Origin of the sequence: Colwellia sp. M166 (assembly GCF_024585285.1) — a bacterium.
GTDB lineage: Bacteria > Pseudomonadota > Gammaproteobacteria > Enterobacterales > Alteromonadaceae > Cognaticolwellia.
Genome location: NZ_CP040755.1, coordinates 729429 through 750364, shown reverse-complemented (window position 1 = coordinate 750364; position 20936 = coordinate 729429). Strand labels below are relative to the sequence as shown.

The following is a 20936-nucleotide window of genomic DNA, read 5'->3' as shown; positions in this document are numbered from 1 at the left end:
ATGACCTATTATTTTAGTTTGAACTTAAGTAACCAAGACTATTTACTCTATTATCAAGGGGCAATTCATACTATTGTGGTGACGACAGATGAAGGTCTTCGGCTTGAATTTCCGGCAATGCATTTGCGAAAATTTTTAACAGCTACAGGCATAAAAGGGCGGTTTTGTTTGCAAACACAAAGCAATAAATTTTTGTCTTTGGATAAAACATCCTGATTAGAGCCTTTGCTTTAAACAGTGGTCTGACCATCAAAAGTAAAGTGTTACTAATTGTTGACAGGATTAGGGGGCTATTTCTGTTCACTATTTGCAGATAAATGCTTGTGAAAAACACGCGTTTAAAACAAGTGTTTTAAACGCACTTTTGTTCTTGATATACAATTTGTTTTAAGTCTTTAATATAAAGGACTTTAACTAAATTTTTAGCGCTTGCCACTTGGTCAAAATGATGTAATTATTGATTCATACCATGTAAGTGGACTTATAAAAATAAAATGCAAAATCGCATCTGGGGAGAGAAGAAATGAAACAAAACCTTCGCAACGGTTTTTACAAGAAGCCACTGGCTCTGAGTATTGCCGCCGCTATGATGACATTAGCTACTGCTAATGTGCAGGCAAAAAACTTTGAGTTAGGCAATTTCGAGATCAGTTTTGATTCTACTTTTTCGGCAGGTACAAGCTGGCGAGTAGAAGATCGTAATTGGAATGATAATGTTGGTAAATCCAATAATATCAATAATGGCTTTGATTTTAGTCAATACCATCCGATATTAAATGTTAATCCAGATGCTGGCACAGTATGGAATGGTGCGGGTAGTTATTCTACTAATGGTGACAACGCTAACTTAAACTATGATGCAGGCGAAAGTTTCTCAAAGTTAATTAAAGGCTCCCACGAGCTTGATATACGTTATGACAACATCGGCTATTTTGGCCGCGCTATGTATTTTTATGATTTTGAAATGGTCGACGGTGATCGAGCTTGGACAAACCCAAGTTCAGGCAGGGTTAATGATCCATGTCGAGATGATGAAGCCAAAGATCAAGTGTGTCGTGATGTTCGTATGCTAGATTCTTTTGTTTACGGTGACTTTGATTTTGGTGACATGCCATTCTCGGTACGTGTCGGTCAGCAAGTGATTGGTTGGGGTGAAAGTACGTTAATATCTCATGGTATTAGTGAGATTAACCCAGTAGATATCGCACGATTAAGAGCACCAGGTGCTGAACTAAAAGAAGCCTTCATTCCCTTTGGCGCAGTATGGGCATCATTGGGCGTAACAGAAAATTTTAACATTGAAATGTTTTATCAATACAGTTGGGAAGAAACAGTATTACCTGCACCCGGTAGTTATTTCTCGACCAATGATTTTGCTGGTGATGGCGGTCAGTTTAACAATGTACAGTTAAACTTTGCCAGTAATCCTGATATGGACTTAGATTCGTTAATCACTAATTTGAACGTCTTAAGAGCTAAAATATTAGATGGTACTGTCGCAATGGCTGATGCCGGTGGTGCTTATGTTGGTGGTTTTCCAACCAAGGTAACACTACGTCAAGCCGATGCTAATAATGATCCTGAAGATGGCGGTCAGTACGGTTTAAAACTATCGTGGTTTTTACCTGAGCTCAATGATACTGAAATTAGCTTGTACCATATGAATTACCATAGCCGTCGCCCGGTTTTTTCAGGAATAACGGCTGATTTTACTCAAGCTGCTTTAGCTCACGATGTTGGGATGTTAGCTTCTACTGAAATTACTTATGACAACTACACAGATTTAAAAGCTTTTTCACGAGTAGAACTCGATTACATTGAAGATATTAAGCTGTATGCCTTAAGCTTTAACACTGCGATTGGCACCACATCCGTTGCTGGTGAAGTGACTTATCGTCAAGATGAGCCATTGCAAATAGATGATGTAGAGCTTCTATTTGCGGCGATGCCACAACAATTAGCTAATGACTTAAATCGACCTGAGTTAGATGGTATTTCTCAAATGCCTGTTTTTGCTGGTGGTTCACGTGCTAATGGTTACATCCTCTCTGATACCTTACAAGCACAAGTCACGCTAACAAATTTATGGGGGCCGTCATTTGGTGCCAGCCAAATGACAACTTTATTTGAAATCGGCGGTATTGATATTCGTGATATGCCTGATCAAGACGTATTACGTCTCAATGGTCCAGGTACTGGCAGAAATGGTGGTGTTGCAGGCAAAGAAGGCTTAGAACTGGCTTTACAAGATGGTGTTGAAACCAACCCATTCCCTAGTGCATTTGCATGGGGCTATCGTTTTATCGGAAAATTAGATTATAACGATGTTTTTGCCGGTATTAACATATCACCAAAAATTGTTTTTTCACATGATGTTAACGGTATTACGCCAGATCCATTATTTTTGTTTGTTGAAGACAGAAAGTCGATGTCACTAGGTTTAGGTTTCGATTACCAAAATCGTTGGTCGGCTGATTTCAGTTATAACAGCTTTTTTGGTGGCGTAGGTACGACTAATCAAATGGAAGATCGCGATTACGTGTCTTTTAACATCAAGTATTCAATTTAAGGCCGTATGAGGACTATTTTCATGAGAAATATTTTAAAAAATACATTTAAAAAGGCAACGCTAGTATCAATAGCGGTGACGGTAGCTTTAGCATCTACAAGCGCTAGCGCAAAAATTACGGAGCAAGAGGCTGCTAAATTACAAAAAGAATTAACGCCTTTGGGTGCTGTTCGTGCAGCGAATGCAGATGGTTCTATTCCAACGTGGACTGGGGGGATCACTTCAGCTCCAGCGGGTTATAAAGTCGGTGATCATCATGTTGATCCTTTTGCTGAAGATAAAGCACTCTATACCATTACTCACAAAAATCTTGGACAATACAAAGATTTACTTACACCCGGTCAGGTTAAGTTATTTGAAACTTATCCTGACACTTATAAAATGATGGTTTACCAGTCACGTCGTTCAGCCTCTTACCCTGAGCATGTTTATCAGGCAACATTTGACAATGCAACGAGAGCAGAATTAGTTGAAGGCGGTAATGGTATTGTTCAAGCAGCAATTGGTATTCCATTTCCGGTACCTAAAGATGGTTTAGAGGCTATTTGGAATCATATTTTACGCTATCGTGGTGAAAAAATTACTCGTGAAGGTGGTCAAGCTGCTCCAACATCATCAGGTGATTACACTTACATGGGCTTTGATGATCAGTTATTGATCCCTTACGGTGTTAAAGGCGTTAAAGCTGAAGAACTGCAACGCACCAATATTTTATTTAAATTTAAACAAAAAGTAACTGAGCCAGCTCGTTTAGCCGGTACGGCTTTATTAGTTCATGAAACTATGGACCAAATAAAAACACCTCGCCAAGCATGGACTTATAACACAGGCCAACGACGCGTTCGTCGTGCACCAAATGTTGCTTATGATGCACCAGGTACAGCGTCAGATGGTTTAAGAACTACCGATGATTTTGATATGTTTAACGGTGCACCTAATCGTTATAATTGGACGTTAAAAGGTAAACAAGAATTACTGATCCCTTATAACGATTATCGTTTACATAGTGATAATTTAAAATACGACCAAATCTTACAACCGGGTCATATTAACCCTGAACTTGTACGTTACGAAAAACATCGTGTATGGGTGGTTGAAGCTAACTTAAAGTCTGATACTCGACATACTTATAAAAAACGTGTCTTCTATATTGATGAAGATAGTTGGCAGGTAGCGGTTACCGATATTTATGATAACCGAGATGAATTATATCGTGTGGGTGTTGCTCATGGCATTAATTACTATGAAGTGCCAACGCAGTGGTCAACACTTGAAGTATTTCACGATTTACAATCTCGTCGTTATATCGCTATGGGCTTAGATAACGAAGCGAGCATGTATGACTTTTCAGCCGAATTAAATGATGTTGATTTTACTTCTTCAGCATTACGTCGAGAAGGTCGAAGATAGACAGATACTTTGATAAAACGGCTGGCCGATGGCTAGCCGTTTTTATTTCAAAGCTTTAAACGGTTATTTATAACCACCTAATTAATGTTAATTCCTCTGCTTTTAGCTAAACTCAAAGTAGAGGGTTGTATGGTATCGATGTGCATTTCATGCTCAACCCCTCTTTAACATCGTTATCTAATATGAGGTTTGCTACCTCTATTATTTAAATAAATGGAGCTAATATAGTAATTATGCGTCTTCTCGTTATTTTACTCAGTTTTCTTACTATCCCTATTATCAACGCGCAACCGCTAGACGCGAGACTTGCTCCACTAGCGAGTAAATCGCTGTTACTCGATATAATTGAAATTAATCAATCAAAATTAGTTGCCGTTGGCGAACGCGGTCATATTCTTCTTTCAAGTGATGGTGTCGATTGGCAACAAGCGCAAGTGCCCGTGCAAGTGACATTAACTGCGGTGTATTTTATTGATGAAATGCATGGCTGGGCCGTTGGTCATGATGCAACAATTTTGTCATCAAAAGATGGTGGAGTGTCTTGGCAAGTGCAACAACACCTACCTGAAGTTGAAAAACCACTTTTAGATGTCTTATTTTTTGATAGAAATACCGGGGTTGCTGTTGGCGCTTACGGCTTATTTTATCGCACTAATGACGGTGGACAACATTGGACTATTGAATATCATAATGAGTTTCTTTATCCGGAAGACCAAGCATATTTAGCGGAATTAAAGCTAGATGACGAAGTTGCCTATTTAGACGAACAAAGTAGTATTTTACCTCACTTTAACCGAGTTGTAGCTGATGGGAGAACATTATATTTAGCTGGAGAATTAGGCCTAATTGCAAAAAGTAATAATTTTGGCGTCAGTTGGCAAAGGCTTGATGAGATATACCCAGGCTCATTTTATGATATTGATCGTACGCAAGAAGGCAATTTAGTGGTTGTAGGTTTAAGAGGCCATATTTTTCGCAGTTTAAAAAATGGTACACCATGGCAAGCAAGCGATAGCCATGTTACCGCTTTACTAAGCAGTATTGTGTTGAGTGATGACCAACGGGTTTTTATCTTAGGTAATAACGGTGTGTTGTTAGAAAGTCGTGATGATGGTGCTACTTTTACTAAGCATGTGCAAAAGGATGGTAAAGCACTTATTGCAGGGGTTTGGTATAAAAATAAAATAATCGCTGTCTCTGATGTTGGCATCAAAACTATTAACATAACGAAGTAACTGTCATGAAATTTAATTCTATTATCAATGTTGTTGAAGCAACACTTTTCCGCCGTCGGTTAGCCGTCTTGGTATTTTTTATTCTTGCCAGTATATTTCTGTTGTTTCAAGCGACACAAATTAAACTTGATGCTGCTTTTACCAAACATATTCCGTTAAATCATAGTTATATGAAAACTTATCTCAAGCATCAAGAAAACTTTGGTGGTGCGAATAATGTGTTAATTTCCGTCTGTGACAGTAGTGGCGATATTTTTAACCCTGAGTTTTTTACCGCGCTAAAAGGCGTGCATGATAAGTTGTTTTTTATTCCAGGTGTTGATCGCATTCAGGTTAAGTCATTATTTTCACCTAGTACACGCTTTGTTGAAATAGTTGAAGACGGTTTTGCTGGTGGGCCCGTGATCCCGGCAAACTTTCAACCTAATGAAGCGGGTTTAGCGATTGTTAAAGGTAATATAGAAAAAGCCGGTATCGTGGGTAGTATTGTAGCCGACGATTATAGCTGTTCAATGGTCAAAACCTCGTTGATGGAAATTGACCCTAATACCGGTAAGAAACTCGATAGTATTGTCCTTGCCGAACAATTAGAAAATGAAATCCGTGGTGAATTTGAGCAAGGTAATATCTCAGTACACATCATTGGTTTTACTAAAATGGTTGGCGACGTTGCAAAAGGTGCGAAAGGGGTTGTTACCTTTTTTGCTATCGCTATTGCTATTACCACCTTGATGGTATTTTGGTTCTGTCGTTCACTTGCGCTAACTATTTTACCTATTTCTTGTTCTTTAATTGCTGTGGTTTGGCAGTTAGGTATGCTATCAACGCTTGGTTTTGGCTTAGATCCGATGTCGATATTGGTACCATTTTTAGTCTTTGCGATTGGTGTCAGCCATGGGGTACAGATGATTAACTCTGTCTCCAAAATGGTCAATAGCGGCAAAACAAGCAAACAAGCAGCGCAATTAAGTTTTCGCGTGTTGTTGGTGCCTGGCGGCATAGCGTTATTATCAGACACCGTTGGCTTTATGACTTTATTATCGATAGATATTGGTATTATTCGTGAGTTAGCTATTACCGCATCACTGGGTGTTGCAATGATTATCTTAACTAACTTAGTGCTACTGCCATTGTTAGTTTCTTATATTCATGTGCCGAGAAATAAAGCTAATAATGACGGCAAAAAAAGTTCGTCATCGGATGGTTTATGGCACTTTATGTCAGCATTCGCTACACGTAAGGTGGCAATATTTATTTTAGCTATCACGGCTGTACTTTATATTGTCGGTTACCAAAATGCACAGAATATGAAAATAGGTGAGTTGCATGCTGGTGCACCTTCGCTACATGAGGCATCACGTTATAACCAAGACACTTTTTTAATTACTGATAAATATGCCATTAGTGTCGATTATATGTCGGTTATCGTTGAAACCACGGCAGATGCTTGTACTTATTATGAACATATGGATGTTATTGATAGGTTCCAATGGCGGATGGAAAATGTTGCTGGTGTGCAATCAGCGGTTAGCTTAGCGTCTATCGCTAAAATTGTTAACTCGGGTTATAACGAAGGTAATCCTAAGTGGCGAGTTTTATCACGCAACCAACAAACATTAGTGCAGTCAATTGCACGCGTACCATCATCGAGTGGTTTGCTCAATAGTGACTGTAGTGCCATGCCGGTGATTTTGTTTTTAGAAGATCATAAGGCTGAAACTATCAATCGCGTGGTGGATGCGGCTAAACTGGTTGCTAATGAACTAGCGACTGATAGCTTATCGTTTAAACTTGCTTCTGGTCCTGTTGGCGTTATGGCGGCAACGAATGAAGCAGTAGAGGCGGCTCAAATACCTATGATGCTATACGTCTATGGTGCAGTTATCATTTTATGTTTATTAAGCTTTAGAAGTTTAAGAGCAACCATTGCCGTTGTTGTACCACTTTATGTAGTGTCAACATTAGCGCAATGGTTAATGACCGAACTTAATATCGGCTTAACAGTATCAACGCTACCGGTTATTGCATTAGGTGTTGGTATTGGTGTTGATTATGGTATTTATATCTTATCGACCATGAGTGTTAAACTTCGTAATGGTGCCACAGTACAAAGTGCTTATTTTGATGCTTTGAAAGAGCGCGGAAGTGCGGTGTTAATCACCGGTGTCACTTTAGCTATTGGGGTTTCAACGTGGTTTTTCTCTGATTTAAAATTCCAAGTCGATATGGGTATACTATTAACGTTCATGTTTTTAGTTAATATGATTGCCGCCATACTGGTACTACCAGCGATAGCCGCATTTTTATGGCGAGAGCGAAAATAAATGCTAATTAAATCAAAAAATAATAGTGCATAAATAAACAAGAAAATGACCGAAAGGTCATTTTCTATTTATAACTAATGAATAAATAAAAAATGTCCTCAAGCCAGTTACATAAATGCACAATTTTTAAAGTAATATATCTAAAATAGTGCTCGCAATCCCTTAAGATAGTTAATATGATCGCCCCATAGTCTATTCTTAGTAAAAAGAATCAAAAGACTAAAAATATAATAATCATTTCAAGCGTTTTATCCAAAAAGGAAAAAGGCATGGCGTTAGTAGACGGTTTACCCTCTGTGATACTTTCGAACGTAGCACAGTTAATACAACAAAAAGTTCCTGCGGCAACAGCTCCTCTTGTGAAACAATTTGCTGAGCTGCTTTATAAGAATATTTCAACCTTAGATTTAGATCATAGAAATGACAGCGACATGTACGGTGCCACACTAAGTCTTTGGAACACATTAAACGATCATCAAGATGATAAACCTGTGATCAAGGTATTTAACCCACAGGTATCAAAAAACGGTTGGAAATCAAGCCATACAATTATTGAAATAATTGTCCGAGACATGCCTTTTTTAGTTGACTCTGTACGCATTGCGTTAAGTCGACTAAATCTTACGCCACACTTAATGCTCAATTCGCCAATAAAAATTATTCGTGATCGTAGTAAAAATATTAAACAGCTTTCCGCCGCTGCTGATCAGTCATTTAAATCAACGTCTGTTGAAACGGTATTTTTTATTGAAATAGATCGTCAAAATGACGCGAAAGTATTATCGAATATTACTAAAGAACTACATTCAGTGGTGAGTGATATTGCCGTGACGGTTAATGACTGGCAGCCAATGCAAGCGCGTTTACGTAGTGTCATCAAAGAAGTTAAACAAGCGAAAGCGCTACCTTGTTCAAAAGCAGAGCATCAAGATAGCATTAGCTTTTTAGAATGGATGTTGGCAGACAACTTTACCTTGCTTGGCTATCGCTCTTACCATATTAAAATCTTAGAAGGCGATATGGCCTTGTCGACTGACGTTGAATCTAGCTTAGGTCTAATGAATCAGTATGACGGTAGTAAAGAACGTCTTATTTCTAGTTTAAGTGAATCGGCGCGAAAAATTGCTTTAGGCAGCAACTTACTTATTTTAACCAAAACCAATGCTAAATCACGTGTTCATCGTCCAGCGCATCTTGATTATATTGGCGTTAAACGTTTTGATGAAAAAGGCAATGTGATTGGTGAAGAACGCTTTGTTGGTTTATTTGGCTCAGCTTATTACACCAATAGCGCATTAGATTTACCATTAATTAAATCTAAAGTTATCGGTGTTTGCAACGACTCAGGCTTTGCTAAGGGTACGCATGCTTATAAAGCCTTAATCAATATTTTAGAAACTTACCCAAGAGATGAAATTTTACAAAGTTCGCCGAATGAGCTATTGAAAAATGTTATGGGTATATTTCAAATGCAAGAGCGAGATTATTCTGGCTTGTTTATGCGCCGAGATGCCTTTGATCGTTTTTATTCTTGTATGGTTTATGTGCCACGTGAGCGCTATAACACGGCATTACGTATTAACACTCAAAAGTTACTACAAGAGGCGTTAGGTAGTAAAGAAGAAGTAGAGTTTACCACTTACTTTTCAGAATCAGCGCAAGCACGTACACACTATATCGTTAGAGTTAACTCGACAAAAGCAGACATTAATGTGAAAGAAATAGAAAAGAACTTAAATCATGCAGCGCGCAGTTGGGATGATAATCTGGCCGACGCCTTAAATTCGCATAAAGGTGAAGCGAAAGGCAAGGCATTAAGCCGTAAATATGCGAGTTTTCCACAAGCTTACAAAGATGAAGTACTTCCAGGTACTGCCATTGTAGATATTGAAAAATTTGAAGCTTTATCTGCAGATAACCAATTAGAAATGTTGTTTTATCAGCCACAAGAAGAAGATGCTGATAGCCGCTTTGTAAAATTAAAGCTATTTCACTCAGGTGAGCCATTACATTTATCTGATGTTTTACCGATGTTGGAAAACTTCGGCCTACGTGTTATCGGTGAAAGTCCTTATGCAGTTAAAACTGAAAATGGTGAAGTTTATTGGATTTTAGACTTCTCGATGTTACTAACTGGTAAAGGTAAGTTTAACTTAGAAATAGTACAAAGTTTATTTCAAGATGCTTTTGCAAAAGTATGGTCTGGACGATTAGAAGATGATGGTTTTAACCGACTTATTCTAGGTGCTGAGCTTGGTGGTCGTGAGGTATCTATAGTACGTGCTTATGCTAAATATGAGCGTCAAATTGGTGGTACTTTTAGCCAAAACTACATTGAAGATACGTTTGCACGCTACCCGAGTATTGCTAAATTATTAATTAAATTATTTAATTTACGTTTCTCTCCGGCTAAAAAAATCAATGAAAAAGCGATAGAGAAAGTACTTACCAGCGTTGAATCTTCACTTGATAGTGTTGCCAACTTAGATGACGATCGCATTATTCGTCGCTTTGTTGAAATGATAAACGCGACTATCCGTACTAACTACTTTCAACCGCATCCTGAAACAGGTGAGAAGTCTTATATTTCATTTAAGATTTTACCAGCGCAAATTACAGATGTGCCTTTGCCGCTGCCTAAGTTTGAAATATTTGTTTATTCACCGCAAGTTGAAGGTGTACATTTACGTGGTGGTAAAGTTGCTCGTGGTGGCTTGCGTTGGTCTGACCGCCGTGAAGACTTCCGCACTGAAGTATTAGGTCTAGTTAAAGCACAACAAGTTAAAAACACGGTTATTGTGCCCGTTGGCGCAAAAGGTGGTTTTGTTTGTAAGCAGTTACCTAATGGCGATAGAAATGCAATTTTTGAAGCGGGCAAAGAGTGTTACCGCACCTTTATTCGTGGCTTATTAGATATTACTGATAATATTGTTGCCGGTGAAATTGTACCACCGGTAAATGTTGTGCGTCATGATGAAGATGACCCGTATTTAGTGGTAGCAGCTGATAAAGGCACGGCAACTTTTTCTGATATTGCCAACAGTATTTCCGATGAATTTAATTTTTGGTTAGGCGATGCTTTTGCCTCAGGTGGCAGTGTAGGCTACGACCATAAAGGTATGGGCATTACTGCTCGAGGTGCTTGGGAATCTGTTAAACGCCATTTCCGTGAAATGGATATTGATTGCCAAACCACTGACTTTACCGTTGTTGGTATCGGCGATATGGCAGGCGATGTGTTTGGTAATGGTATGTTGTTATCAAAACATATTCGTTTACAAGCTGCGTTTAACCACTTACATATCTTTATTGATCCAACGCCAGATGCCGCGACTACTTATGTCGAACGTGAACGTTTATTTAATCTTCCAGGTTGTTCTTGGGAAGACTTTGATATGTCATTAGTATCTGAAGGCGGTGGTTTATTCAATCGCTCTGCTAAGTCAATCAAGTTGACGCCGCAAATTAAGAAAATGATTGGCACGCAAAAACAATCCATGGCGCCTAATGACTTAATTCAGGCTTTATTGAAGATGAAAGTTGATTTGTTGTGGAATGGTGGCATCGGCACATACGTTAAAGGCTCTAAAGAGACTCATTTAGAAGTCGGAGATCGCGCTAACGATTCACTGCGTATTAATGGTGTAGAGCTACAAGCTAAAGTGGTTGGTGAAGGCGGTAACTTAGGCTTAACGCATTTAGGTCGTATTGAATTTGCTGCGAAAGGCGGCAGAATTAATGCTGATTTCGTTGATAATGCCGGTGGTGTCGATTGCTCTGATAATGAAGTAAATATTAAAGTTTTACTGAACGGTTTAGTGCAAAATGGTGACTTAACGGTTAAACAGCGTAATAAAATTCTTTATGATATGACTGATGAAGTCGGTGATATTGTTATTGAAGATTGTTATCGTCAAACGCATTCGCTTTCAATCACAGAATTACGTGGCGGTAGCGCATTAAAAGAGCAAGCACAATTTATTACTGAATTAGAGCGTGCAGGTAAGTTAGATAGAGCATTAGAATTTATTCCAAGTGATGAAGAAATTGCCGAACGTTTGGCTTTAGGTAAAGGTTTAACACGTCCAGAGCTTTCGGTCTTACTTGCTTATAGTAAAATGGTGTTAAAAGAAGAGCTTGTTTGCCCTGAAATTACTGATAATGAATTTCATCAAAGCTTGTTAATTGAAGCGTTTCCAAAGCAGTTGCAAGATAACTACAGTGCGCAAATGCAAGATCATCCACTACGAGCTGAGATTATTGCCACTAAATTAGCCAATAACATTGGTAATGATATGGGCTTTAACTTTGTTAATCGCATGAGGGAAGAAACGGGGGCCACAACCTCTGAAATTGCTAATTGTTATGCGATGGCAAGTGCAGTGTTTGAATTATCAGACATTTGGAAACAGATCAGCGATTTAGATAATAAAATCTCTACTGCAATTCAAACTGAAATGTTATTTCAATTACGCAGAACAGTACGTCGTGCAACGCGTTGGTTCTTACGTCACCGTAATAAGTCGTTAAACATTGCAGAGTCAATTGAATTTTATCATGCAACATTTGCTGAGCTTTCAAACAATATAACTAGCTATATGGTTGAAGATGAAGCCACGCAAATTAAACGTGTGGAAGATGATTTAATTAAAGCCGGTGCGCCTAAGTCGGTAGCCTTGAGAATTTCACTGCTGAGTACATTATTCTCAGTGATGGATTTAGCTGAAATTACAAAATCTGAAGATGTGTCAACTGAACTTGCGACCGATCTATATTTTAAATTGGGTGCAAGATTGGAATTACATTGGTTCTTAGACCAAATTACTTCTCAACCTGTCTCTAATCACTGGCAAGCGCTTGCCAGAGCGTCATTCAGAGAAGAGCTTGATTGGCAGCAACGTTCATTAACGTCAGTGATATTACGTGGTAATAAAGGCTCAACTGATGTTGATGAAATGTTAGAAACTTGGTTTGCTGATAGTGCTCAGCCACTTGAGCGTTGGCAGCATATTTTGGCTGATTTTAGAATTGGTCAAACTCATGAGTTTGCTAAATTCTCGGTAGCACTACGAGAACTAATGTTGTTAAGTTTACACTGCGACCCAGTGAATTAAGTGTTAAGATCCCCGCTATGAGCGGGGATTTTTTTGTCTTCAAATTGATGTTCATATGATCTCTATGAACGTTCAGTATTTAATTAAGTTAAAGAGGTACTATGTTTTATTCAGCTATTCGTAAAGTGTTTTTTAAATTTGATCCAGAAGCAATTCACGAGTTGTCGATTAAAGGTTTTAAAGCAACCGGCGCTACACCGCTTAATATGCTTTATAAGCAAACAATACCTGATAAACCGGTCGAAGTTATGGGTATTAAGTTTCCTAACCCTGTTGGTCTTGCTGCTGGTTTGGATAAAAATGGTGAATGTATTAAAGCCTTTGAAGCATTAGGTTTTGGTTTTATTGAAATAGGTACCGTAACACCAAGACCTCAACCGGGTAATGATAAACCTAGAATTTTCAGACTGCCCGAAGCGAATGCCATCATTAACCGTATGGGCTTTAACAATAAAGGTGTTGATTATCTAGTTGATCAAGTTATTAAAGCAAAATACCAAGGTGTTTTAGGTATTAACATCGGTAAAAATAAAGACACACCAGATGAGAATGCTAAAGATGACTATATACACTGCATGCGTAAGGTTTATGATTTTGCTAGTTATATTACGGTGAATATCTCATCACCGAACACCCCAGGTTTACGTTCATTACAATATGGTGAAGCATTAAATGAATTATTATCGGCATTAAAAGCTGAGCAAAGGTCATTAGCAGATAAATTTGGTAAATATATTCCTGTTGCGGTAAAAATAGCACCAGATTTAAATGCTGATGAAGTCGAATCAATTGCTGAGAGTTTAATTGCTAATAATATTGATGGTGTTATTGCGACTAACACGACATTAGCTCGAGATAAGGTTGCCCATTTAGCCTTTGGCAATGAGCAAGGCGGCTTGAGTGGCGCGCCAGTAAAAGATAAAAGTACTGAGGTTATTAAATTGCTTTCGAAAGCACTTGATAATAACTTGCCTATTATTGGCGTTGGTGGCATTGCTTCTGGTGCTGATGCAGAAGAAAAAATAGCAGCGGGTGCAAAGCTAGTGCAAGTGTATACGGGTTTTATTTACCAAGGCCCTAAATTAATTAAAGAAATTGTTCATACATTGAAGTAATACCAAGCGCTTCCGCCATCATTAAACACGATAACAAGTCATGTCTAATGCTATGATGATTTAAGGTCTTTCTGTTGAAAGGCCTTTTTTGTTTTTCATTATTTGCTTAACTGACTTAATAATATCAACACCTTGGCTGGTGTTTGATAGTATATTCGTTGGGTTTATACATTTATAATATGAAGATAGGCTAGTACTAAAAACATCAGCTTTATCATTCATATTTGAGCAAGAGTAAAATATAATGACACAAACAAGAGCATATTTGAGAGACTTTCTATTAGCTTGGTTTGAACAGTATTTACCCGGTAGTTCTATATTGTGGTATGACATATTAGTACTTTTATGGATTGCCATTTTTGCCGTAGCGCTGCATTTTATATTAAAAGCATTAGCCAAGCAGTTCCTCAAAGGCCATTTTTTGACTTTAGAAAGTGATCAGCCTGAGAAAAGTTACACCGCTAAGTTAGTGCTATGCTTGGTAAGACGAATTTCCTTTGCCTTTCAGGGCGCTGTTATTGTGATTCAAGCTAATCTTTGGCTGGTAAAAGAAGCGTTTTTTTTACATGTTGTTAAAGTGGTAACTGATCAATGGATCATTATATTTTCGTTATTGTCATTATTTACGCTACTAGATATCTTCCAAGCTATATCCGATAAACGCTCCAATCGGGTGCCGTTTCCTCTCAGGGGGCTTTTACAAACCATTAAACTTATTGCCAGTGTATTAACCGGTATTCTTGCAGTGTCGCTGCTGATGGACAAATCACCGTTAATCTTACTCAGTGGTTTAGGTGCTTTATCTGCCGTGCTGTTGTTGGTATTTAAAGATCCTATTTTAGGCTTAGTTGCCGGTATACAGTTATCAGCTAATAACATGCTTGCAGTCGGTGATTGGCTTGAAATGCCTAAATATGGCGCGGATGGCGATGTGGTAGATATAGCACTAACCACCGTAAAAGTAAGAAACTGGGATAAAACAATCACCACTATTCCGACTTATGCGCTTATTTCTGATTCATTTAAAAATTGGCGGGGCATGTCTGAATCAGGAGGCAGAAGAATTAAGCGCAGTATTCATTTAGAAATGAGTAGCGTTTGTTTTTTAGATAACCAGCAGCTTGGGGAACTGAAAAAAGCACACTTATTAAGTGACTATCTCGCGAGCAAAGTATCAGTTATTGAAAAAGACAATATCGATAAAAAAGTTGATATGAGTGTTCTACAAAATGGTCGACGGTTAACTAATGTCGGAACCTTCAGGCAATATTTAGTATCATTCTTGAAAAACCATCCCGATATTCATCAAGGTATGACCTTGATAGTGAGACAATTAGAGCCGACTTGCAATGGCTTACCTATGCAAGTTTATGCTTTCACGAATACTACCAGTTGGAATGCTTATGAGGATATTCAATCTGATATTTTTGACCACATTATTGCCGTACTACCAGCATTCTCACTGAGAGTTCATGAATCACCTACGGGTAATGATATTAGGTTGTTAGCTAAATAATAGAATTACCAGCTACAGTCGCGTGAATATATGCTGATATAGTATTACGCTGAGTGCTCACTTAGCTGTTTAGATAGAAAAAACCATATGCAAATGCAGTAAAATCTGGGGGGAAGCAGCGGAGCGTTAAGTCAGCATAGTTTGATATACTTTGTGATGGTATTATTAATAATGACTTGAATTTTAATTAATTAGTCTCAATAAAGAAGGTATACCGAGGCTTAATCATTGTTGGAAACAATAATGGTCTATGTTACGATTATTGGATGTTAATTATGTCATATATTCAAATTACTAACTTAGTTGCGAAGTTGTCCATTATATGGATGATGCCTGTTCGCGCCTTTCCCATTTAAGGACGACTAAGCGCTACTTTTACTTAGTCGTCCATCCCCAGCAAATAACGCTTGAACTAATACCATCATCACAAATATAGCTTACTTTATTACTGTTAACTTGGCTTGATTTTGATACCTCAGTTCGAGATTGAGAGAATGATATGCATAATAATTTTTGGGATTATCTCTATCAAACCTTTGAGTTAATCGAAAATATGAATAATGAAAACCAAGACCTGCTTTTGCAAGTTAATGCTAGATTGGAAACAATAGAATTGTTATATGCTCGACACTTTGATCCAGTCGATTCATATGAAGAGTTCGTTGCTGTTAAACTCATTAATGCAATTTCACAGGCGATAAAAAGGCAATAGCATGGCGGATTCACCTATTAATGTATTGTTTAGTCGAGAATATTCAAAACTTAAAAGTGCTGTTAATGTTTTGCCCTTAGAGCGATTCACGGTTATTGCTTGTCCGGTATTTGATATAACAGCGGTTGAAAAAAATCAACAACTGCAAGCTGACTTTACACAGGTGTTAAGCAGTGACTATTTAATTTTTACTTCTCAATATGCAGTAATTGAAACTATTGCATATCTGAAAACGTTGGGCATAAGCAGTGCACAACTAAAAGCCATAAAAACCTGTGCAGTAGGCCCCGTAGTTGCTCGACAATTGGCTGAGCATGGCTTAACTGTTGATTTGTTGCCTGAGTTATATACGGCAGAATCATTAGCTGATTTATTCCCTGTGGTTACGGGCAAGAGATTAAAAATATTCTTTCCTAAAGGTGATAGAGCGGCACGAAAGTTAGAGCATGTACTGAGTGAGAAAGGTTATAACGTAGTTGCGCCTATTATTTATAAAACGGAGTTGCGTAGCAGCCTTGATAGGCAATCTCAAGCATTATTTAATGCCAAAACTGTTGACTGTTTTGCCTTTACATCGCCATCATCAGTAATGGCTTTAACGGCAATTTTAGATAGTGCTAATAACCGTAAAGCTTTAAAAAATTCAGTTATTTGTGCCATTGGAACAACAACTTATCAGGCGTGTTTAGAAGCCGGATTAACCGTTAGCATTATGCCAAATGAGTATACTATTGAAGGATTGGCACGAGCGATAGATAGCTTCTATTTGACAGCTAATTGTCATTAATTTGAAGATGAGTTTTTCACTAATTACTGCTGTTACCTCAACGAGCAATAAGGTGTTTTTAGCGGATAAAGGTCAAAATAAAGGCTGAAATTTGCCATTGAATAAGATTTAACAAGGACATGCAAACTTGAAAAGCGGTAATAGCCCAATTTAAACATCAAGTTAAGTAAATTGACAGTAATGAATTTTTTAAATGTAATTAATTTACAAAAGGAAAGGTATATATGATTAAACCTAAAATAATTATAAGTGATAATGATTACGACGGCTTACATTCGATGCTAGAAAAAGAAGTTTACGCACCATCACATGATTTACTGATTGATGAATTAGAGCGGGCAAAGATCGTTGATAAAGCAAAGTTGCCTGAAAATGTGGTACGAATGAATTCAACCGTGACATTTACTATACTTGCTTCACAAAAAACCTTTGCGCTGAAACTTGTTTACCCGAAAGATACTGCTGAAAGTGGCACTTTATCTATTCTTACGCCAGTTGGAAGTGCCTTGATTGGCCTTTCTATTGGACAAGAAATAGAGTGGCCGCTAGATAAAAATAGATCGACCATTGTTCATATCGACTCTATTACCTAACAGACAGCTAGATTATTATTTTAATCGATAATATCAAATTTATACCTTCGATATGTTTTTTGCCGTTTATCGCCTTTAGGGCTTTACGTTAACTGTATTTAACGGACGTTATTAAAAACCGCTATCGAAGGTCATATCAGACGATGTTCACCGCAGCTATTCACTTCTACTTAACTTCAATAATGATTTTTTCGCTACTATCAGGCGACATTACCTACTCAATGGCTGACTATTATACCAATTATACTAAGTTTCTTCCCATTCAGTGACGTTTAAAAGGTTTAGCGGCAAGGCATTGATTAAAGATAAGGGTTATTCTCGACAACTGCTCCTGCGTTGTTCTAATGACTGACATCCCTGTGAGAACCTTTTCGAAATCAACAACATGGCCTGTAAGCCTTTTAAAATCAGCCTTTGGGGCTTACTAGCGATTCGATAGCCGCCGATAATTTCTTTTATATAAATAACGATATTCAAAAACATGATCGCTGTTCTCAAACTGCTGGTAAGCGCTGAGAGAGGACAAACTTAACAGCTTGGGTATTAGATATATCCCTGCTTTTGGCGATTTATTTTTTGTATGTAATAGATCACTAATGGAAAGCGTCTTACTGGGCGTTATTTGTTGTAATAAGCACTATAAAAGTTATTACAACGTCAGCACAAATCATCCTAATTGCCAACACTTAAGTTACATGATACAAATATAGTGGCTTATTAAATAAGCAATTAACAATAAAACTACAAGGATTTCAGGATGAGACAAGTAATTGCATTTTCACCTAGTATTATTGTGAGCGCAACACTCGCATTATCAGCCGGCTTTACAGCAACAACTTATGCTGCTGAAGAAGCTCAAAAAATTGAACGCATTGAAGTGACAGGTTCTCGTATTAAGCGTACCGATATGGAAGGACCTTCTCCGGTTCAGTCAATCGGTAGAGAAGATATCGAAAATAAAATATGGGCTATGACAACCTTCAACAATTACTCGAAAGAATGCCGGTCGCAGGTAGCGGTACTTTCTCTACACGTGGTAACAACCAAGATTCAACCGCCAATGGCTCTGCTGCTGTTAGTTTACGAGGCTTAGGTGCCGATGCAACCTTGGTACTGATTAATGGCCGTCGTGTTTCGGTCAGTGCATTTGCTGAAGGTATTACTAATTCATTTGTTGATATTAATAGTATTCCAGTTTCTGCAATTGAACGTATTGATATTCTAAAAGATGGAGCTTCTGCTATTTATGGCTCTGATGCCGTAGCTGGGGTAGTTAATGTCATTTTGAAAAAAGACATTGATGGTGTCGAGCTTAACTTGGGCTATGGCGGTACCGATGGACCTAATTATGAAGAAACAACCGCAAGTCTTGTCTGGGGTACTACGAGTGAAAAAAGCAGTGCCTCTATTATTATTGATTACTTTAAAAATACCTCACTTTCGTCAAATGAAATGGGCCGTTTAGGGACTGCAAACCAAGCACCTTATGGGGGCGAAGATTTTCGTTCATCTCGTGGCTTTCCAGGTTACTTCTATGTTGATGAGGTTAAAACAATCGATCCAGATTGTCCCGCTGATAAAGCAACGGCTAGTGGTAGTTGCTTATTTGATTACGGCTCATATGGCTATATTGCCCCAGCTTCAGAGCGTATTGGCGCTATTTCACAATTTGAATATCGTTTTGACAACGGTATAACAAGCTTTTTAGAAATGGCTATTCAGCATAATAGCTCTGTGGCAGCGGGTGCCCCAACACCACTTGATGAAGATGCTGGCTTAACTGTTCCAGGCAGTCATCCAGATAACCCTTTCGGTGAAGATATTGCCATTGGTCGATACCGAACCGTAGATGCGGGGGCACGTCAATGGGATATAGAGTCAGACACCTTACGTTTGGTTGCTGGTTTAAGAGGTGAAATTAACGATTGGAGTTGGGAAACTGCAGTACAGAAAGGCCGCAGTAGATCCATGCAAACAGGCGATCGCACGCAAGGTTGGGTTCGAACTGACTTTTTACAGCAAGAAATTAATGCCGGTAACTATAACCCGTTTGGTGGCACCTTTAATGATCCTGAGGTTATCGACAGAATAACAACAAGCTTAGTACGCCGTGGTGAGTCGCACATGACATCATTTGATGCCAATATTACTGGTGAGGCTTTTAATTTTGGCGATGGTGTCGTTATGATGGCTGCCGGGATTGAATATCGTGAAGAAGATGTCAATGATATTCCGGATGATCAGTTTCAACGCGGTTTAATTTTTGGCACTGAATCAGTGTCGGCATCGGCTGATCGTGACCAATATGCCGCCTATGTAGAATTCTCTATTCCTCTTTCTGATAGCTTAGAGTTGCAACTAGCAGGACGCTATGATGATTATAGTGATTTTGGTACGACAACCAATCCTAAAGTAGCGTTTCGTTGGGCTCCAAGTGATGAGATAACCGTACGTGCTTCCTGGGCACAAGGGTTTAGAGCGCCTTCATTAGCTCAAATAGGCCTAGGTCCATCACAGAAGAGTCAATTTTTTGTTGATACCGAGCGTTGTGAGCAAACGGGATTAGATTGCCAAGCATTAGATTATAATATTGAATTTTCAGGTAACCCAGACTTACAAGCGGAAGAATCTGAGTCGTGGAATGTCGGTTTTATCTGGGCTCCTGAGGCTGATTTTGGCATAAGTGTTGATATTTGGAGCATTACTCAAGACAACAAAATTGATGAAGAAGAGTTTGGTCCTATTTATGCTGCAGAATGTGGCAACCAAAACAGTACCATATGTGTTCGCTTGCCTGCTACCGGTGGTGCAAGTTTAGGCACAATACAGAAAGTACACAGCACCTTTAAAAACTTATCATCACAAGAAGTGTCAGGTATTGATATTTCAACGAATTACAATCACTCACTTGATGATTTAGGTTTACTAAAATTCAATTTAGAGTGGGCCTATCAAGATAAGTTTGAAAAAGACGGTCGTGACTACACTGGTGAATATGGTTATCCTGAACATCGTTGGATTTTCTCAACAAACTGGGAGATTGGTCAATTTAATACCAATATAAATATTAGTTATGTTGGCGAGTTTGAAGATACACCCGACATCGATTTCGATGGTAATTTAGATTTTGATAGCAACACATCTCGGATGATTGATTCACAAGTCTTGGTAGATTTACAAACTTCTTACCATGTTACTGAATTTACTAAAGTGTCATTAGGTGTAAATAACTTATTTGATGAAGAGCCACCGTTTGCTATCGGTGATGGTGATGGTGATTTGTACGGTTATGCCTCGGGTGTACATAACCCTCGTGGTCGCTACCTCTATACTAAAGTCAGTCTTTTATTCTAAACCTAAGCTATAAGAATGCTTATTTATTCAATGCCGTTCATGTCAAATGAACGGCATTTTTTATCGAATATTTTGGCTTTTAAGTTAAAATTTTTCTGTTGATAGATTAATTGAACAATTTTATATTAGGGGTTTTGCGCAAAAGCCCTATTAGGGGGATTGCCAAAATCAGGGGTGATAAATCATCAAGAATTTGTTTTATAAGAT

The 20936-nt window shown here is 38.3% G+C and carries 11 protein-coding genes and 1 pseudogene; all 12 read left to right on the top strand.

Annotation, left to right across the window (positions count from 1 at the left end):
* The 12 genes and pseudogenes from FGD67_RS03390 (at position 1) to FGD67_RS03335 (ending at position 20729) form a co-directional block, all read left to right on the top strand.
* Positions 1-216 (top strand): DUF2835 domain-containing protein, encoded by a 216-nt coding sequence (locus FGD67_RS03390; protein ID WP_257173703.1) that lies wholly within the window; start codon positions 1-3, stop codon positions 214-216.
* Positions 217-523: 307 nt separating this feature from the next.
* On the top strand, positions 524-2569 hold the full coding sequence (locus tag FGD67_RS03385) for a DUF1302 domain-containing protein (RefSeq protein WP_257173702.1): 2046 nt from the start codon (positions 524-526) through the stop codon (positions 2567-2569).
* Positions 2570-2590: 21 nt separating this feature from the next.
* The gene (locus FGD67_RS03380) at positions 2591-3979 is read left to right on the top strand and encodes a DUF1329 domain-containing protein (protein WP_257173701.1); all 1389 of its coding nucleotides are present in this window, start codon (positions 2591-2593) and stop codon (positions 3977-3979) included.
* A gap of 233 nt (positions 3980-4212) precedes the next feature.
* Positions 4213-5214: a YCF48-related protein gene (locus FGD67_RS03375; RefSeq protein WP_257173700.1), complete on the top strand. Its 1002-nt coding sequence runs from the start codon at positions 4213-4215 to the stop codon at positions 5212-5214.
* Between the two features lie 5 nt (positions 5215-5219).
* Positions 5220-7538, top strand: a complete 2319-nt coding sequence (locus FGD67_RS03370) for an RND family transporter (protein WP_257173699.1) — start codon at positions 5220-5222, stop codon at positions 7536-7538.
* Between the two features lie 269 nt (positions 7539-7807).
* The gene (locus FGD67_RS03365) at positions 7808-12652 is read left to right on the top strand and encodes an NAD-glutamate dehydrogenase (RefSeq protein WP_257173698.1); all 4845 of its coding nucleotides are present in this window, start codon (positions 7808-7810) and stop codon (positions 12650-12652) included.
* A gap of 101 nt (positions 12653-12753) precedes the next feature.
* Positions 12754-13767 (top strand): quinone-dependent dihydroorotate dehydrogenase, encoded by a 1014-nt coding sequence (gene pyrD / locus FGD67_RS03360; RefSeq protein WP_257173697.1) that lies wholly within the window; start codon positions 12754-12756, stop codon positions 13765-13767.
* A gap of 244 nt (positions 13768-14011) precedes the next feature.
* A complete protein-coding gene (locus FGD67_RS03355; RefSeq protein ID WP_257173696.1) occupies positions 14012-15283 on the top strand; it encodes a mechanosensitive ion channel family protein in 1272 nt (423 codons plus the stop codon).
* A gap of 499 nt (positions 15284-15782) precedes the next feature.
* Entirely contained in the window at positions 15783-15995 is a 213-nt protein-coding gene (locus FGD67_RS03350) for a hypothetical protein (RefSeq protein WP_257173695.1), read from the top strand.
* A gap of 1 nt (position 15996) precedes the next feature.
* A complete protein-coding gene (locus FGD67_RS03345) occupies positions 15997-16782 on the top strand; it encodes a uroporphyrinogen-III synthase (protein ID WP_257173694.1) in 786 nt (261 codons plus the stop codon).
* Between the two features lie 224 nt (positions 16783-17006).
* Positions 17007-17375: a nucleoside diphosphate kinase regulator gene (rnk, locus tag FGD67_RS03340; protein WP_257173693.1), complete on the top strand. Its 369-nt coding sequence runs from the start codon at positions 17007-17009 to the stop codon at positions 17373-17375.
* Between the two features lie 757 nt (positions 17376-18132).
* A pseudogene (locus tag FGD67_RS03335) lies at positions 18133-20729 on the top strand (TonB-dependent receptor plug domain-containing protein).
* Positions 20730-20936 lie beyond the last annotated feature (207 nt).

Coding starts and splice junctions, on each gene's coding strand:
- FGD67_RS03390 (WP_257173703.1), top strand. CDS start 1: ATGACCTATTATTTTAGTTTGAACTTAAGTAACCAAGACTATTTACTC.
- FGD67_RS03385 (WP_257173702.1), top strand. CDS start 524: ATGAAACAAAACCTTCGCAACGGTTTTTACAAGAAGCCACTGGCTCTG.
- FGD67_RS03380 (WP_257173701.1), top strand. CDS start 2,591: ATGAGAAATATTTTAAAAAATACATTTAAAAAGGCAACGCTAGTATCA.
- FGD67_RS03375 (WP_257173700.1), top strand. CDS start 4,213: ATGCGTCTTCTCGTTATTTTACTCAGTTTTCTTACTATCCCTATTATC.
- FGD67_RS03370 (WP_257173699.1), top strand. CDS start 5,220: ATGAAATTTAATTCTATTATCAATGTTGTTGAAGCAACACTTTTCCGC.
- FGD67_RS03365 (WP_257173698.1), top strand. CDS start 7,808: ATGGCGTTAGTAGACGGTTTACCCTCTGTGATACTTTCGAACGTAGCA.
- pyrD (WP_257173697.1), top strand. CDS start 12,754: ATGTTTTATTCAGCTATTCGTAAAGTGTTTTTTAAATTTGATCCAGAA.
- FGD67_RS03355 (WP_257173696.1), top strand. CDS start 14,012: ATGACACAAACAAGAGCATATTTGAGAGACTTTCTATTAGCTTGGTTT.
- FGD67_RS03350 (WP_257173695.1), top strand. CDS start 15,783: ATGCATAATAATTTTTGGGATTATCTCTATCAAACCTTTGAGTTAATC.
- FGD67_RS03345 (WP_257173694.1), top strand. CDS start 15,997: ATGGCGGATTCACCTATTAATGTATTGTTTAGTCGAGAATATTCAAAA.
- rnk (WP_257173693.1), top strand. CDS start 17,007: ATGATTAAACCTAAAATAATTATAAGTGATAATGATTACGACGGCTTA.